At 38.6% G+C, this 17,341-nt stretch carries 12 protein-coding genes; 6 read left to right on the forward strand and 6 right to left on the reverse strand.

The window, feature by feature from the left end; genetic code table 11:
* Positions 1-65 precede the first annotated feature (65 nt).
* Entirely contained in the window at positions 66-719 is a 654-nt protein-coding gene (locus PS1M3_RS18900) for a DUF6058 family natural product biosynthesis protein (protein WP_008127925.1), read from the reverse strand.
* A 172-nt stretch (positions 720-891) separates the two neighbouring features.
* On the opposite strand from PS1M3_RS18900, the gene dapA reads away from it, so the two are divergent.
* Positions 892-1,809, forward strand: a complete 918-nt coding sequence (dapA, locus tag PS1M3_RS18905; RefSeq protein WP_203987467.1) for a 4-hydroxy-tetrahydrodipicolinate synthase — start codon at positions 892-894, stop codon at positions 1,807-1,809.
* A gap of 97 nt (positions 1,810-1,906) precedes the next feature.
* Positions 1,907-3,208, forward strand: coding sequence for a DEAD/DEAH box helicase (locus tag PS1M3_RS18910; RefSeq protein WP_203987468.1), 1,302 nt, complete (start codon positions 1,907-1,909; stop codon positions 3,206-3,208).
* Positions 3,209-3,241: 33 nt separating this feature from the next.
* Here the strand turns inward: PS1M3_RS18910 and PS1M3_RS18915 are convergent, their stop codons facing one another.
* Both PS1M3_RS18915 and PS1M3_RS18920 read right to left on the reverse strand, forming a co-directional pair.
* Positions 3,242-4,738, reverse strand: a complete 1,497-nt coding sequence (locus PS1M3_RS18915) for an amidase family protein (protein ID WP_203987470.1) — start codon at positions 4,736-4,738, stop codon at positions 3,242-3,244.
* Positions 4,739-4,827: 89 nt separating this feature from the next.
* Positions 4,828-6,435 carry an NAD(P)/FAD-dependent oxidoreductase gene (locus tag PS1M3_RS18920; protein WP_008127910.1) on the reverse strand — a complete coding sequence of 536 codons (1,608 nt, stop codon included), beginning with the start codon at positions 6,433-6,435 and terminating at the stop codon, positions 4,828-4,830.
* Between the two features lie 191 nt (positions 6,436-6,626).
* Here PS1M3_RS18920 and fdxA point away from each other — a divergent pair, with 191 nt between their 5' ends.
* The 4 genes from fdxA (at position 6,627) to PS1M3_RS18940 (ending at position 13,518) form a co-directional block, all read left to right on the forward strand.
* Positions 6,627-6,950, forward strand: coding sequence for a ferredoxin FdxA (fdxA, locus tag PS1M3_RS18925; RefSeq protein ID WP_006791755.1), 324 nt, complete (start codon positions 6,627-6,629; stop codon positions 6,948-6,950).
* Between the two features lie 146 nt (positions 6,951-7,096).
* The gene (locus PS1M3_RS18930) at positions 7,097-9,340 is read left to right on the forward strand and encodes a carbohydrate binding family 9 domain-containing protein (RefSeq protein WP_008127908.1); all 2,244 of its coding nucleotides are present in this window, start codon (positions 7,097-7,099) and stop codon (positions 9,338-9,340) included.
* 251 nt (positions 9,341-9,591) lie between these two features.
* Positions 9,592-11,502 carry a bifunctional diguanylate cyclase/phosphodiesterase gene (locus tag PS1M3_RS18935; RefSeq protein ID WP_008127905.1) on the forward strand — a complete coding sequence of 637 codons (1,911 nt, stop codon included), beginning with the start codon at positions 9,592-9,594 and terminating at the stop codon, positions 11,500-11,502.
* A gap of 93 nt (positions 11,503-11,595) precedes the next feature.
* Positions 11,596-13,518 (forward strand): bifunctional diguanylate cyclase/phosphodiesterase, encoded by a 1,923-nt coding sequence (locus PS1M3_RS18940; protein ID WP_008127901.1) that lies wholly within the window; start codon positions 11,596-11,598, stop codon positions 13,516-13,518.
* A gap of 75 nt (positions 13,519-13,593) precedes the next feature.
* Here the strand turns inward: PS1M3_RS18940 and PS1M3_RS18945 are convergent, their stop codons facing one another.
* The 3 genes from PS1M3_RS18945 to betA form a co-directional block, all read right to left on the reverse strand.
* Positions 13,594-14,295, reverse strand: coding sequence for a TorF family putative porin (locus PS1M3_RS18945; RefSeq protein WP_008127899.1), 702 nt, complete (start codon positions 14,293-14,295; stop codon positions 13,594-13,596).
* A gap of 9 nt (positions 14,296-14,304) precedes the next feature.
* Positions 14,305-15,522, reverse strand: coding sequence for a BCCT family transporter (locus PS1M3_RS18950; RefSeq protein ID WP_008127897.1), 1,218 nt, complete (start codon positions 15,520-15,522; stop codon positions 14,305-14,307).
* Positions 15,523-15,667: 145 nt separating this feature from the next.
* Positions 15,668-17,335, reverse strand: coding sequence for a choline dehydrogenase (gene betA, locus PS1M3_RS18955; RefSeq protein ID WP_203987472.1), 1,668 nt, complete (start codon positions 17,333-17,335; stop codon positions 15,668-15,670).
* Positions 17,336-17,341 lie beyond the last annotated feature (6 nt).

Below are 17,341 nucleotides of genomic sequence, written 5' to 3' on the forward strand. Positions count from 1 at the left end.
ACATATATCGCCATTTGCGTTACTCTGTATTTTAAACCCCAAACTTGTATAAATCTCAGCCGTATTTATTTAATCGATAAATCGTACTTTAAAATAAGTGCATCTATGTAACGGGCACGCAATGTGTGTTGTTTTTCGTGATCAGCCCCGTGCCCTAATGCTTTATTGAGCAGTTTCATCGCGGGGTGCAGCTGCGTACGCTCTTGTTGGTTTAAACTTCCTTTAGTGCGCAATTCAGTAATATCGTCTACCAGCAAGCGGCCTATATCCACACATACTATTTCGTCAATTAACCCGTTTTGTGTCAGTACACCGTATTTGCTGCATAAAAACTGTTGCCACACTTGCTGTAAATGCTCGTCTATTTCGCAGCCAAATAATTCTTCATTAAAATTAAAGCCTTGCTGAGCAAGTTTACTCAGGCTTGCTGTGTACTGCTGCGCAAAGTAATTAAAGGCATTGCTTGAGGATTCAATTTTTTGTTTTATTAGCCCTTGCCCCCAATTTACACAACCTCGCGGGTAATAATCATCGTACTCTTCACATTCATACAAACCAGAGTACGAGCTACAACTTAGTTGGCTTTTTATACAATAACTTGGTTTAGGAAAAATGCTTTGCTGCTGCCACGTATCTAGCTGTTCGGCGTCAATATTTAAAGCATGGCAAAGCTCATCGGTGGTATAAAAATGAGTGGCTAAGTAGTCAGATAAACGCATAATGGCTCGCCTAAAGTTAAAAATACAAATACTGTTTAAATATACAGTGTTTATATTTTGTATTATCAAACTAAATAACACAAGCCATTTTACGTTTATTATTAGCTTAGACCTGCAAAAATGCGTGTAAGTATGTTACAAATAGCGCAAGTTTTATAAATAATGAATTTTTATGCGCACCCTAGAACAAATTAAACAAGCAAGCTTAATTACTGCTATCAAAACCCCGTATTTAGCTAATGGTGAAATAGATTTAGTCAAGTATGATGAACTCGTCGAAATACAAATTGCAGCGGGTGTAGATGGCATTGTGGTTGGTGGTACAACCGGGGAAGGTCAGTTAATGAACTGGGAAGAGCATTTAATGCTTATTGCGCACAGTGCAAACAAGTATGGCAACCAGTTACTAATTGTTGGTAATACAGGCAGTAATAATACGCGCGAGGCAATAAAGGCCACCAAATATGGCTTTGCAAGTGGTATGCATGCAGCGCTACAAATTAACCCTTATTATGGCCGTACGTCTATTGCCGGTGTAAAAGAGCACTTTAAACGCGTGCTCGATATAGGCCCTGCGTTTATTTACAACGTAGCAGGGCGCACAGGGCAAGATTTAACACCTGATATTATTGAGCCATTAGCAAAACACCCTAACTTAATTGGTGTAAAAGAATGCGGTGGTAACGAGCGAATTGCACATTACGAGCAGCAAGGTATTGCGTGCTGGTCTGGTAACGATGACGAAGCGCACGACGCACGCCATGTACACAAAGCCCACGGTGTTATATCGGTTACCTCTAATCTTATTCCTGAGTTGTTTCGCCAGCTAATGGATACTAAAAATGATGCGTTAAATAGCTCATTACAACCTTTAATGAACTGGTTGTTTTGCGAGCCAAACCCGATTGCAATAAACACGGCATTGATGATGACGGGCGCGGTAAACCCCGTATTTAGATTGCCGTATTTGCCACTGAATGATGAGCAGCAACAAATAGGGTTGCCACTCATTAATCAGTTAAACGAAGCCGATGTAGTAGGTGGCAAGGCGCGTTTACTTAACAGCAATGAAGTATTAACTCTCTCTTAGCTATAAGTTTGATATTATGAGCAGTAATAACTAACTGTTGGCTCATTTTTACTGTATAATTTGCGACCCTTGATAATGTGGCCGTAGGTTATACAGCATGAATTTTAAATCTTTTAGTTTCGCACCTGAAATCATCCAGGCATTAGACGAACTCAACTATCACACTCTTACGCCCATTCAACGCGCAGCAATTCCAGCTGTTCGTAAAGGTAAAGACGTTTTAGCCAGTGCACAAACTGGTACCGGTAAAACTGCCGCGTTTGCTTTACCTGTTATCCAAAAATTAATTGAATCAGACTTAAGCACAACCAATGCACCTACTGCTTTGGTTTTAGCACCAACACGAGAATTAGCAGAGCAAATAGCCAATAACTGTAAAGAATATGCAAAGCATACCTCACTAAAAGTAGTGAGTTTATTTGGTGGAGTAAATACCGCAGGCCAAGAAAACGCATTAAAAGCAGGCGTTGATATCGTAGTCGCAACTCCGGGTCGTCTATTAGATCACATTCGCCTAGGTAACTTAAGTTTGGCCAATGTAAAGCACCTAGTACTTGATGAAGCCGACCGCATGCTTGATATGGGCTTTATCACAGACATGCAAACTGTGATTAAAAGCTGTGCTGATGAGCGTCAAATTTTATTGTTTTCTGCTACATTCCCTGCAGCTATTAAACAATTTGCTTCTAAAGTACTTAAGCAACCTGAAATTGTGCGTGTTGACCAAACTAACAGTACCGCATCTACTGTACAGCACGTTGTATACCCAGTGGAAGAGCGCCGCAAACAAGAACTTCTTTCTGAGCTGATTGGTAAAAAGAACTGGCAGCAAGTGCTTGTGTTTGTAAATATGAAAGACACAGCGGATGAGCTTGTTAAAGAACTAAACCTTGATGGCATCCCTGCAACCGTTTGCCACGGCGATAAGTCACAAGGCAACCGACGTCGTGCTTTACGTGAATTTAAAGAAGGTAAGGTACGTGTGCTAGTGGCCACTGAAGTTGCTGCGCGTGGTATTGATATTGATGGATTACCGCGTGTAATTAATATTGACTTACCATGGCTTGCTGAAGATTACGTTCACCGTATTGGCCGAACAGGCCGTGCTGGTAATCAAGGCCAAGCAATATCGTTTGTAAGCCGTGAAGAAGAAAATACATTATTTGAAATCGAAGCATTAATCGGTCAAAAAATTAAGCGTGTTTACCTTGAAGGCTATGAAGTGAGTAACCGCGAAGTGCTTATTGATAAAATAGGTAAAAAGCCGGCTCACTTACGCCGTACTCGTTCTAATAAGTTATCAGGGCAAGCAACGGGCGAAGCTCGCGCGGTAAACCGTTCGCGTATATCTAATGTGCGTAAAAGCTTAAAAGGTGCAAAGTTGTCACTTAAAAAATAACAACTCATATAAGAATTAATAAAACCTGAGTTTTTACTCAGGTTTTTTTATGGGTGAAATAAATACTGCGTCGATTATTTGAGCATGCTGATAGGCCGCCTGTGGCTGGTTTTTATTTGCAATAATAGATAACCCAACAGGTAGTCCACTGACTTGACCAACAGGAAGAGTTATATGAGTTGTGCCGGCAATTGCTGATAAAGAACTACTACTGCCTTTAAAGTTATCACCATTTACTAAGTCTGTTTTCCATGCAGGTGATGTTGTTGGGGCAATGACAACATCCACATTATTATTTTTGTATAAATTAGTAATTGCAGCTGTGGCCAGTGTGCGGTAACGGTGTTTAGTTTTTTGGTATTTGTCTGTTTGTGTTAAGTCGATAGCATTGGCTTGTATTAAAATATCTTGCCCAAAGTGGGGCATTTCTGCTGCTTTGTTTTGTTTATTAAAATCAATCAGTGCACTTAAACTTTTTACCTTCACTTGGCCAGGAGTATTTGCTAAGTACTGGTTTATTTCTTTATTAAAATCATAAAGTAATATGTAATATTCATCGAAAAAAAGCGTAGTTAGATCATCAGATATATCAATATTGACTACTGTATGACCTGCCTTTTTGAGCGCTGAGAGCTGTTTTTTGTATAAACGCTGAGTCTCCACTGTAAACTTATCACTGGGCAACGCACCAATAACTAATGATGACTTTGTAATTTTAGGCAGTGTTTGCAATTCAAAACTATGCGTTGAAGTATCAAGCGTATCGCGTCCTTGTAGCACAGATAATACAAGACGGGCATCTTTTAATGAGTGTGCCATTGGGCCAACACTGTCTTGGCTACTAGAAAGTGGCACTACACCAGAGCGCGATACTTGGCCCATGCTTGGTTTTATAGCATAAACGCCATTTACAGAAGCGGGGCAGGTAATAGAGCCATCGGTTTCTGTTCCAAGGGCAACAGGGGCAAAGTTAAGTGCGATGGCAACCGCTGATCCAGAGCTCGAACCACAGGGATTACGGGTTGTATCATGCGCATTGTGTGTTTGCCCGCCAACTGCACTCCATCCAGACGATGAGTAAGACGATCTAAAATTTGCCCACTCACTTAAATTGGTTTTGCCTAAAATAATAGCGCCCGCATTTCTTAACTGCTTAACAACAAATGCATCGTTATTAGTTATATTATTTTTAAGAGCTAAAGAGCCAGCTGTTGTTGGTAATGATCCAGTGGTTTCTATGTTATCTTTTAAAAGTACGGGTATTCCATGAAGAGGCCCAGCCCAAAGCCCTTGAGCACTAAGTTCATCAATTTTTTTTGCTTGCGTAACAGCTGTAGGTTCAATATTTATGACGGCATTAAATTGAGGGTTAAGCTGATTAATTCGTTTAATATAGCCTTGAGTAAGTTGTTGAGCGGTAATTGTATTATTTTTATACGCTGAGTGGATCTCATCTATTGTTTTTAGCTCGAGTGCTGAAGTGTTAAAAGCAACAATCCAGGTTAATAATCCCAATAATTTTTTTATCATAAAAAAGTACACAAATAATTGTTTGGTTACTTTTAACACAAAAAAGCCCCACAATGTGAGGCTTTACGATAATTAACTAAATAGCGCGTTTAAGCGTTTTCAAGCATTGAAAGCGCAACAGCTTCGGCTGCTTTAATGCCATCAATACCCGCTGATAATATACCGCCAGCGTAGCCTGCACCCTCACCTGCAGGGTAGAGTCCTTTGGTGTTAATGCTCTGAAAGCTTCTATCACGTTTTATACTAATGGGTGATGACGTGCGCGTTTCAACACCCGTTAGTAATCCATCATTAGTAGAAAACCCACGTATTTGCTTATTAAAAGCAGGAATAGCCTCACGTAACGCTTCAATAGCAAACGCAGGCAATACGTTACCTAAGTCAGTTAACTTAATTCCTGGTGTGTAAGAGGGTTTAACATCGCCTAAATCAGCTGAAGATTTGCCCTTTAAAAAGTCGCCAATAAGCTGGGCTGGTGCATCATAGTTTTCGCCGCCTAGCTTGTAAGCCTGCTCCTCTAATTTGCGCTGCAACTCAATACCCGCTAAAGGATGGCCTGGGAAATCTTTTTCAGGTGAAATACCCACAACAATAGCACTATTTGCATTGCGCTCACTACGTGAATATTGGCTCATGCCATTGGTAACAACTCGGCCTTCTTCAGATGTTGCCGCAACGACAGTGCCACCAGGGCACATGCAAAAGCTATATACAGTGCGTCCGTTATTACAATGATGCACGAGCTTGTAGTCGGCAGAGCCTAAAATTGGGTTGCCAGCATTTGGTCCAAAGCGACACTCGTCAATCATTGATTGCTTGTGTTCTATTCTAAAGCCAACTGAAAATGGCTTGGCTTCTACATAAATGCCTTTTTCGTGAATCATTTTAAAGGTATCGCGTGCGCTGTGCCCAACGGCAAGAACAACGTGACGTGTTTCAAGGTGTTCACCGTTAGAAAGGGTTAAGCCTGTTACTTGACCGTCATCTAAGTGAATATCATCTACACGGGTACTAAAGCGAATTTCACCACCTAACTCTATAATACGAGCGCGCATTTTTTCAATCATTGTCACAAGTTTAAACGTACCAATGTGAGGCTTACTTACATACAAAATTTCTTCAGGTGCGCCTGCTTCAACAAACTCGGTAATAACTTTACGGCCATAATGCTTTGGATCTTTTACTTGGCTATATAATTTACCATCTGAGAATGTACCCGCGCCGCCTTCACCAAACTGCACATTTGATTCGGTGTTTAGTGCTTTTTTACGCCAAAAGCCAAAGGTGTCTTTGGTACGCTCTCGTACTTCTTTTCCACGCTCAACAATAATTGGATTAAACCCCATTTGTGCAAGCACTAAGCCTGCAAATAAACCACAGGGGCCAAATCCAATAACAACAGGGCGCTCTGTGATGTTTTTGTTTGCTTGAGCTACAAATTTGTATGAAGTGTCGGGCGCTGTTTTTACATGTTGATCTTTTGCAAATGTGGCTAAAAGCTCAGTTTCGTTATCAACTTCTATATCAAGGGTGTAAATGAGTAATATGGCTGTTTTTTTGCGCGCGTCGTAGCCACGTTTAAATACGTTATAACTGTGTAATTGTTCTGGTTGTATTTTTAGTTTGTTGATAATGGCTTGGCCAATAGCATTTTCATCATGATCAAGTGGCAATTTTATTTCAGTTAAACGTATCATTAATATCTCTATTTGGTGTCTTAGCGGTTGTATATCCGCTCACAATAAGAAAGTGTAGGGCACGAATTGGCTTTACATTAAGGGCGCATATACTACGTTAAATTGGCTAATTATGGCAGTTATTTATTGTATTTTTGAGGTGAAAGGGTATGATCGCGAACTATTAAATTAGCTTTATGGTTCAAAAAATTATGGCGTTTGTAGTTACTGAAAATTGCATAAAATGTAAGTACACCGATTGCGTATCAGTGTGTCCTGCAGATGCATTTTTTGAAGGCCCTAATTTTTTAGCAATTAGCCCAATTGATTGTATTGATTGTGGGTTATGCGTACCGGAATGCCCAGCTGAAGCAATTTATCAAGAAGATGAGCTACCCGACTCTCAAAAAGAGTTCACGGAACTTAATGCAGAGCTTGCCTTAATTTGGCCACGCATTACCCAAGTCAAATCTGCCCCAGATGATGCTGACACATGGAATGGAGTTGAGAATAAGCTAAAGCTACTCGACACCTAACAGTGCAATTAAAATAATCCTTTATTATTAATTAGTTAATATTTAGCGAAATTTTGTTTGCAAGGTATTAACAAATGTTCCTGCTTAAATTACACTCCGGCTTAGAAATTACTCATATTGGGTAAAGTTGTTCTAAATGGATGTTTATGCAGTACTTTATAACTATAAAAAAACCACTCACGCTTTTAGTTTTATCCTTTTTTCTCCTATTTAATAGCTTCTGTGTATTTGCAGAAAAAGAGCAGGTATCGCTAGCACGAATCAATCAAAATATCAGTGTTGATGGCGTACTTGATGAAGCGCATTGGAAAAAAGCGACCTATGTTCCTTTACTCGTTCAAGATGAGCCTAATGAAAGAGGCACGCCTCCGGTAAAAACCGATGCCTACATGTACGAAGATGGCACAAATTTGTATGTTGGTTTTATTGCTTACGATCCGGAGCCAGATCAAATACGTGCTTCACTTCGTGACCGAGATACCCTTTGGCAAGACGACACTGCCATACTCGTAATAGATACCTTTAATGATGAGCGCTCAGGCTATGAGTTTTTTGTTAACCCGTTAGGTGCACAAGGCGATTTACGCATGAGCGATACCGATGGTTGGCAGTCTGATCCGTCGTGGAATGCAATTTGGGATAGTGCCGGAAAAATTACCGATGAAGGTTATGTAGTTGAAATGCGTATTCCTTTTAAAGCATTGCGTTTTCCAGAAGATAAAAAAGACTTAACGTGGGGGTTTTTGTTAATGAGAAACTACCCACGGGACGTGCTCTATCAAATATCTAACATGGGGTTCGACCGCGATGTCAAATGTAGCCTTTGCCAGTTTGATAAGTTAACGGGCTTAAGTGAAATTGAATCAAGTAAAAATGTACAACTTACCCCAACGCTTACAGCGCTTCGTCACGATGATAAAGCGCAACTCCCCGGTGACTGGGAGAACGGTAACATAGATACTGAAGCCGGTTTAGATTTACGCTGGGGAATAACAAAAGACGCGGTATTAAATGCGACTATTAATCCTGATTTTTCGCAGGTAGAAACTGATTCTCTAGAGCTTGATGTAAATACAACCTACTCAATTTATTATGCAGAAAAAAGACCTTTCTTTTTAGATGGTGCCTCATATTTTAAAAGTAGCTTATTTGAGCTTTTATACACCCGAACCATTGCAGAGCCAACTTTAGGCGCTAAGTTAACCGGTAAAACGGATGGGCATAGCTATGCACTTATGTTAGCTGATGATGAAAACAGTAATATTCTACTACCTTCAAATCAAGGCTCTGGTTTTGCTTCATTAAATGAAAAAACACAGGCAGCAGTAGGCCGTTATCAATATGACTTAGGTGATCAAGGAACGTTGGGCGTTTCAAGTACACACCGACAAAGCGATAATTATAGTAATACGGTACTATCAGTTGATGGCAGTTATTGGTTTAATCAGTCAGATACATTGCTTTATCAGGTTTCGTCAGCTGATACACGAAATTCTGACTTTTTGGTTGATAACTATGGACTATCCAAAACGCAATCTGATCAGGCATACGCAATTGAGTTAACGCGTGACAAGCGAGACTATAAACTTTACACATCTTATGAAAATATTGGTGAGGATTATCGCACCGATTTAGGATACCAAGCAAAAGTTGATTATGAAAAAGTGCTAATTGGTGGCGGTCAAACGTGGTATCGAGATGAGTTAGATTTAATTACTTCATGGTCTTATGAAGCTGATTGGGATAAAACTTGGTCGCAAAGTGGTGACTTGCTTGAGGAAGAATACGAAGGCTTTTTAAGTTTTAAGGGGCAAAAGCAGTCTTTATTTAATATTGGTTTTATCCATCGTAAAGAAAGTTATTACGATGAATTTTACAATCAGAATATAGGTTATCTTTACACTTCGCTTAAACCGACAAAAGACTTGAACTTATCGTTTTACTTAGAATATGCAAGCCGTATTGACTATACAAATTTAGAGCTTGGCGATGTAATTAATACACAAACGCAAGCAGTTTGGGATATAAACGATCATTGGCAAGTGGATATAAGACACAGTTATAGTAAGTTAGATAACCCACGAGATGACCGCGTTTACACAGCTAATTTAGTCGACTTTAGACTGCATTATAAATTTAATATGCGATCAATGTTAAAGCTGATTTTACAGGTTGAAGATATAGACAGAAACAAAGACGCTTATTTTTATCAAGTAAGCCAGACAAACAAAGACTATGGCAGCCAACTTGTTTATTCGTATAAGATTAACGCACAAACGCTATTTTACCTAGGTTACTCAGATAGAGGGTATCAGGATGACACACTAGAAAATATTGAGCGCGACCAACGCACCTTTTTTACAAAAGTAAGTTACGCATGGCAGCTTTAAAAGCATAGATAGATTTAAGCTCACAAGCAAAATATACACATAAGCTGTTTGTGAGCAATCTATCAAATACGTGGTCTGACTTTGCGGATACTTTGCGCTAAAAATAATTGCCTTAACGAATAAACAATAACTTAGCTATATTAAAATGAACAAAAAATAGCATACAAGTCATTAATAATTGCTTACAAACAAAAATAGGGGATATAATGAGCATTTAGTTATTAAGGATTAGTATTGTTAGGGAATTTTTCATGAACAAATTAAAGCATGTTGGATTAATTTCCTTAGTCACTTTGTTATTTTGCTTTTACCTAAATGCTGAATTAACGAGCCAAATAAGCCGTACCAATCTGTTTCAGTCTAATTTTAGTGTTAAAAAATTTGATATAAGCAGCACCAGTTTAGATATTGCCCCTTGGTATAACCCTGTTTTAAGCGGTCATTATACAATTGACAGTGCTTCTCAAACATTACTTCTTGTTAAAACAACGGATCAACATTTTATTGCGGCTGATTCAAACGCACTCATCTTGATGGTGTTAACGTCGCCTAAAAACATTATTATTTTCTTCTCTTGTATACTTTTGCTTGCTGTCTACATAAAAAAACAAAGCAGGAAACAAAATCACAAACATAAGCTAAGCCAACTTAATCTGCAGGCAAATAAACTTTTAGAGTCGTTTAACTTAGATATTGAACCTGCTCAAAACCCTAATGGTATTAGTAATTTAAGCAAATCTATCACGACCTTAAATATGCATGTAGTGAATTATGTGAAACAAACACAAACAAGTATATGCCAAGATAAATTAACACAACTCATCGATAGACATGCCTACATAGAGCATATTGGTAGGCACATAAATCAAACCGGTCAAAAAGAACTCAATTGTGCATTGTTGTTTATAGATTTAGATGGGTTTAAGCAAGTAAATGATTCATTTGGTCATAGTTTTGGCGACGAAATATTGGTGCAAGTTGCCACGCGATTAGCTAATGTGTTGCGTCACCATAAGTTGAGTAATATCAATTCTGCAAACCAGTTAGAACAAAATTTATCGCGTTTAGGCGGTGATGAATTCTCTATATTTATTGAATCGTTGGACGAAAGTGACAAAGTAGTCGACATAGCCAAGCAAGTACTTAGTGAGCTTGAAAAAGACTTTGTGCTTGGCAATAAGATTGTAAAAATTAGCGCAAGCATTGGTATTGCTACTTATCCAGAAAGCGCATCTACACCACAAGCACTATTACAACTAGCTGATGTAGCAATGTATCGTGCTAAAAGTGATGGTAAAGGTATTTTTAAAGTTTATTCTCCAGAAATGGGTAATAAAATGCGTCGCTATCATTACTTACTTGAAGAGCTTCGTTTAGCCATTGCATGCAAAGACTTTTATTTGTCTTTTCAGCCAATTGTGCACGTAGAAGATTGCATGATTGACTATTTTGAAGCGCTCACTCGATGGAATCACCCCGTTGAAGGTATGATCTCTCCCGCTGAATTTATTCCTATTGCTGAAGAATCAAATTTAATATTAGAGTTAGGTGATTGGATTATGCTTGAGTCATGCAGACAAATGGCTGCTTGGCACAATGCAGGTATGCGTAAAGTAAAAATATCAGTGAATATTTCCGGTATTCAGTTAAAACATCGTGATATATACGATTGGATCACAAAAATCCTCAAAAGTACGGGGTTACCGGCAACGTCTTTAATGCTTGAAGTAACAGAGTCTACCTTTATTCAGGCAAGCTCTAGAATTATTGATGAGTTGAGCAAGCTAAGAGAAGACGGTGTAACTATTGCTATAGACGATTTTGGTACCGGGTTTAGCTCTTTAAGTACGCTAGCAGATTTACCCATCGATGTTATAAAAATAGATCGCTCGTTTATTACACAAGCTAACAAAAGCAAAAAATATAACGATATACTCAATACAATTAGTGAGCTTGGGCAAAGATTGGGGCTTAAAATTGTCGCAGAAGGCGTTGAAGAAATCGCCCAGTTTGAGCTTGTGAAAAAATTAGGTGTGAGTTCAGTTCAAGGTTACTTAGTCAGTCGACCTGAGTCGTCAATTAATGTAGGAAATAAAGTGTTACGTAATAATAACGCTAATTTATCTGCATCTGGCTCTAGCGCCTGGGAAATTTCTAAATAAATGTGTTGCTAGGGCGTTTACTGGACAATTTTTTAATTAAGGCATAGCTTTAGTTAAACTAATAATAAAAACGAATGTAAAGGCTTAGATAATATGCATCGAAGCTCCCTAATCAAAGAAAACCTTAATGATACCGTTAGATTGCTTTACGAGAACGCTTATTCAGGTTTACTCGTCTCTTTATTTGCCAGCGCATGTATTGCTTTTAGTTTTAATAAAGGCGGATTGTTAAGCTATAACGACAAGCTAGTTTGGTGGCTTATTATGCTGCTTGCTTTGGGGATCCGTTTTTTAGATATTCGTCTATTTTTAAAAACAAACAAAACGGCTACCCAATTAGACCTACTAAAGTTTTCAACAGGGGTTATTATAACTGCCATTATATGGTGCAGTTATGCCTTGTATTTTCACACTTCTTTTGCCCCCCTAGAAGCCACAAGTATCATAATTATATTATCCGCTCTTGGTGGTGGCTCTGCCAATGTTTTGTCAGCACATAAGCTGACCTGTTTTGCTTATGCTTTTATTCTGTTATTTCCCTACGCTTTAGTGCTAATAATGTCTGAAGACTATTACGAAAATGTACTCGGCTTTTTGGGTATTGGCTATGGCTCAATTACCTTGTTAACTCTAAATAAAGCATCTGCATTTACACAACAGGCAATACATTTAAAAAATCAAAACAGCGATTTGCTAGAAAGAATGGAGCTAAGAGTTGACGCGCGTACTAAAGAAATAATGCATTTATCAAACTCTGATTCGCTAACTCAATTATTAAATCGAAATGCATTTTTAAATGATGCAAAAAAGAGAATTAAGCATTATCCAGACCCACCTTTTGCGCTATTTTTTATAGACCTAGATGGGTTTAAGAATATAAATGACGTGATGGGTCACAAGGTAGGCGATAATGTTTTAAGAAGAACAGCGAAACGTATTTCTGACGTGTGTGCTCATAATCAGCAAAAGTGCCGCTGGGGTGGCGATGAGTTTTTAATTTTAAGTGATTTTGTATGCAAAGAAAATACATACGATTTTGCTAAAGAAATTATTGATGCAATTACGCAGGATCATCCAGAAACAGAGCACGGTGCACGGGTAGGGGCAACCATAGGTATTGCACTTTACCCAGAGCATGGTAGAGATCTGGATGCCTTAATTTTAAATGCCGATATGGCAATGTATCATCAAAAGAGAATGAATCGTGGGCAAATAAGTTTTTTTAGCGAGTCGCTTCGTTCAGAATTAGAAAGAAAGCGCCTACTTAGCGAAGAGCTTTTAACAGCGCTCATCAACAATTGTTTTTCGTTAGTATACCAGCCCATTATTGACTCTAAAACACATGATATTTATGCGATTGAGGCGCTTATACGTTGGCAATTGAAAGGAGAAAACATTCCTCCTGACGAGTTTATACCTATTGCTGAGCAGTATGGGTTAATTTCAAAAATAGGTTTTTGGGTACTCGAAACGGCATGCCAACAAGCACTTACTTTTCAAAAATTAACTCCAGATTTATCAGTCAGTATTAATGTATCTGTAATGCAGCTTAAGGAGATAGAGTTTGCCAGTAAGGTTAAAAGCATTTTGGCGGATTTAAATTTTCCTGCTCATAAGCTTCATTTAGAAGTAACTGAATCTGTATTTGCAAACGATAAGCATACATTTTTGTATGTGGTTAAATCATTACAAGAGTTGGGTGTTAGAATTTCAATAGATGATTTTGGAACCGGTTACTCTTCTTTATCAAGTATGCTTGATGTTGGTGTAGATATTGTAAAAGTAGATAAAAGTTTTGTTCAAGATGAGGATGAAAGAGGCTTAAGCATTGTTAACGCAGTAGTGCAAATGGCAAGTTCGCTTAATTTTAATGTTATTGCTGAAGGGGTTGAAACACCTTTGCAGTGCAAAAAGCTAACTCAACTTGGCGTAACGCATTTGCAAGGCTATTACTTTTCAAGACCGCTGACCTCAAGCGCATTAATTGAATATTTAAACAATAAAAAAGCCTCATAAAGAGGCTTTTTTCAGTTTAACGAACCTGGGTTGTGGTTCGCTAACTTTATGTACAGAGTTAAAATTAATTAATCTTTATAAATCAAATGTTCTTGAAATTGCTAACACGATGCGCTCATCGGCGTAATCGTAGTCAAGGCTAGTATTTTCAGCTGCTACTTCAATACCGAAACCTTCGTAACTTGTTTGATAAGCAAGACGGTAGTGATTATACGATTTCTTTTGGTTTACATCCCAAGCCCATTTTTCACCGTCAAGTGAATTAGAGATATCAAAACTTGCACGTATTGCATGATTTGGTGCAAGTTCATAAGTATGAGCAATCATTGAAACTACATGGCCCGCACTTGTACCAAAATAATCCCAGCTGTACCAAAAGTTAAGCTCTGTTTGGCCGTAGTCACTTGTGTAACCAAATTTAGTGTAAACCTCTGGGTAATTTCCATCACTGTTATTACCTTGGTATGTGTAGTATGCAATACCGTAGTCAACGCTAAACTTGTCGTTTAATTGTACATAGCGACCAACATAGCCATCTAGTTCAAAATCAGTATCGTCACCAAAGTCAACGTTTGATGCCCATACACCGGCATACACGCCATTATCAAAAGCATAATCTAAACTTGCTTGTAATGCAGGGTCGTTATCTGTTTGGCTTACACCATTAAAAGTGTAATCTGATGCTGCTGTAATAGTTGTTGACCAGTCTGCAGCTGCCGTTGTTGATATAAGTGCTAGTGACAATGCTACTGCAAGTTGTTTTAGTTTGTTGTTCATTATAAATCCCTAACTTTGTGTCTCAATTTTAGTGTAGTCAATCTTGTTTGCTTTTGGTGAGCTATCAATACTATTAACGGTTTTAAATTTGCTATAGCCAATGAAGCCAGCACATAGGAAAAACAAGGCAATCACCAATGCGCCTACCCACTGTATTTGTAAAAACTCTAGCTTGAACAATAATGTTAATAATGAAAGCGCAAGTATGTTTCCAATCATATACTTCGCTTTACCAAAGCGTTTTACAGTGATGTTTAAATTATCTGTATATAAACGCACTAACGAATCGAGTGAATTAATTACAAACACAATACCTACAAATACCATGGCAAAGTTTTTAATGCCTTGCGTTGGAATACCCGCTTCATGATAGTGGTAAAGTACACTGAACCAAATTGCGATTGGTATTGAAGGGAAAATCAACATAGCGCCAAGTACTTGGTAAGTTTTTAACCCGCCAACAAAACGAGAAGTAAACTGTCCAATCATAATACTCCAAGCAAACCACCAAAATAGGTAAAACTCATGGTAATCGTTAAGCGGTAAAACAAATTCATTTATGTTGGCAAAGTATGTGCCGATAGAGGCTAAGTTATCTGTGAATGCTGACATTTGACTGTCACCCAATACAAAGGCACCTGCCCACATAAACCCAATTAATGCTATGAATAACCAAGTTGTAGAAATACTTAAAAATCGTACGTACTTAATATCTGTACTTGAATATACTGCAAAACAAATTGCTGCAAATACAATTAAGTAAAACTCAGAAACGACACTTGAACCATCACCAATTTCAGGTAAATACCACGGAAGGTTTGAAAGTAAAAGGTATGCGGTAAAAGCACACGTACCAATAATTACTACATTATTGATAAATTTAACCCAAGGAATTTCGAAAAATTTAACTTTAGGTTCTATTACACAGAAATAAAAACACGTAAGAAAGTAAAATCCCCAGATCAAAAATCCCCAGTAACCAAACTCAATGGCCAGTGGATTTGCAAACGCGTATTCTGGGCTTGCTTTTATGTCTGCATAACCTGCAAACTCAGTTAAAGGAAACATTATAAGGCCAACATCAAGGCCTGAGGTAAAGAGTATTGCTATAAAAGTAAGTGTTTTAACTGGTGTAACACCAACAACACGTACATTACCCCATTTTAATAAAATGATTGTAATTGCAAGTAGGGTAAAAATAATACCAGCATTAAGCCAAATGGTCATTGCTACCCTCCAATAGTGAGTTATTCATAAGCACTCCGTTTTTTATTGTTCAATCTTGCATTATTACAACATAACCAATTTATGTTGTTCGCCACTGCAAGGCTCATAGGGTTAGTCTGACGAGGCTAACCCTATAAGTAGCTGATTAAATTTTTGCTGCACGCTGTGTTTCTTGCCAATTTTGAGTCACAGCAACATCAGCATTTGCTTTTTGTAATGCCACATTTCCTAAAATGATGTCTGCCGCTTTTTCTGCAACCATAATCGTAGGCGCATTAAGGTTTCCGTTTGGAACCGTTGGAAAAATAGAAGAGTCAACAACACGTAAGCCTTCAATACCATGTACTTGGGTATTTGAATTAACTACGGCCATGTCGTCTTCACCCATTTTGCATGAGCAAGAAGGGTGGTAAGCACTTTCTACGGCTTGGCGTACAAAGGCATCTATTTCTTCATCTGTTTGAATATGTTTACCTGGTTGAATTTCTTCATCACGGTAATCATCAAAGGCACTTTGCTCAATAATGTCGCGAGTTAAACGCACACAGGCTCTAAAGCCTTCAATGTCGTCTTTGTGCTGTAAGTAATTGAACAAAATTTGTGGCGGTTGCTCAGGGTTAGCTGATTGAATAGTGACGCTGCCACGGCTTTTTGGTTTGTTATGACCTACGTGAACTTGAAAACCATGACCTGCAAATGCACTACGCCCATCGTATCGCATAGCGGCTGGTAAAAAGTGATACTGAATATCAGGCCATTCAACTCCAGGCTTTGAGCGGATAAATGCACATGACTCAAAGTGGTTAGTAGCGCCTAAACCTTTTCGAGTGAGTAACCATTTAGCGCCAATTAAGCCCTTAGAAATAAGACCCAATTTGCCGTTTAGTGTAATTGGCTGCTTACATTTGTATTGAAAGTAAAATTCAAGATGATCTTGTAAGTTTTGACCCACACCCGGTAAGTGGTGTTTAACTTCAACGCCTGCTTTTTCAAGGATGTCTTTATCGCCAATCCCAGATAGCTGTAATATATGCGGAGAGCCAATAGGGCCTGCACTTAAAACAACCTCTTTTGCTGCATGTGCTGTTTGAACATTACCGTTTACTTTGTACTGAATGCCTGTGGCTTTTTTACCGTCTAGAGTTACTTTTTGAGCAAGTGCGCCGGTAATGACCGTTAAATTACTACGTGATTTTACAGGGTCTAAATATTCACGAGAAGCCGAGCTGCGTACACCGTTTTTAACGGTCATGTGCATTGGGCCAAAACCTTCTTGCTGTGACGCGTTATAATCGTCTGTACTGGCGTAACCGGCTTCTACACCTGCTTTTATAAACGTGGTGTACAACGGGTTTTGCATTTCGTTACCGTTATTAACGCCAAGTGGGCCTTTGCCACCTCGGTATGTGTTTTCTCCAAGGTAAAAGCTTTCCGCTTTTTGAAAATACGGTAAACACGATTGGTAGTCCCAACCATTAGCACCGTGCTGTTGCCACTCATCAAAATCTTTTGCGTGGCCGCGTACGTACACCATGCCATTAATCGATGACGAGCCACCGAGTACCTTACCGCGAGGGCAATGCATTTCACGGTTATCTAAGTACGGCTCTGGCTGAGTATGAAATTGCCAAGCATACTTGTCAGTATTCATAGGAATAGACAACGCCGTTGGCATTTTAATAAAAATACTTTTATCACTGCCACCGGTTTCTAGTAGTAACACTTTGTTGCTTGAATCTTCAGATAATCGGTTAGCTAAAACACAACCCGCAGATCCCGCACCAACAATAATATAGTCGTAATGATTACTCATAAAAGG

Source organism: Pseudoalteromonas sp. PS1M3 (assembly GCF_016865405.1).
Lineage (GTDB): Bacteria > Pseudomonadota > Gammaproteobacteria > Enterobacterales > Alteromonadaceae > Pseudoalteromonas > Pseudoalteromonas marina.

Excerpts from the sequence above, each read along its gene's own strand:
- PS1M3_RS18900 (WP_008127925.1), bottom strand. The coding sequence starts at position 719 with ATGCGTTTATCTGACTACTTAGCCACTCATTTTTATACCACCGATGAG.
- dapA (WP_203987467.1), top strand. The coding sequence starts at position 892 with ATGCGCACCCTAGAACAAATTAAACAAGCAAGCTTAATTACTGCTATC.
- PS1M3_RS18910 (WP_203987468.1), top strand. The coding sequence starts at position 1,907 with ATGAATTTTAAATCTTTTAGTTTCGCACCTGAAATCATCCAGGCATTA.
- PS1M3_RS18915 (WP_203987470.1), bottom strand. The coding sequence starts at position 4,738 with ATGATAAAAAAATTATTGGGATTATTAACCTGGATTGTTGCTTTTAAC.
- PS1M3_RS18920 (WP_008127910.1), bottom strand. The coding sequence starts at position 6,435 with ATGATACGTTTAACTGAAATAAAATTGCCACTTGATCATGATGAAAAT.
- fdxA (WP_006791755.1), top strand. The coding sequence starts at position 6,627 with ATGGCGTTTGTAGTTACTGAAAATTGCATAAAATGTAAGTACACCGAT.
- PS1M3_RS18930 (WP_008127908.1), top strand. The coding sequence starts at position 7,097 with ATGCAGTACTTTATAACTATAAAAAAACCACTCACGCTTTTAGTTTTA.
- PS1M3_RS18935 (WP_008127905.1), top strand. The coding sequence starts at position 9,592 with ATGAACAAATTAAAGCATGTTGGATTAATTTCCTTAGTCACTTTGTTA.
- PS1M3_RS18940 (WP_008127901.1), top strand. The coding sequence starts at position 11,596 with ATGCATCGAAGCTCCCTAATCAAAGAAAACCTTAATGATACCGTTAGA.
- PS1M3_RS18945 (WP_008127899.1), bottom strand. The coding sequence starts at position 14,295 with ATGAACAACAAACTAAAACAACTTGCAGTAGCATTGTCACTAGCACTT.
- PS1M3_RS18950 (WP_008127897.1), bottom strand. The coding sequence starts at position 15,522 with ATGACCATTTGGCTTAATGCTGGTATTATTTTTACCCTACTTGCAATT.
- betA (WP_203987472.1), bottom strand. The coding sequence starts at position 17,335 with ATGAGTAATCATTACGACTATATTATTGTTGGTGCGGGATCTGCGGGT.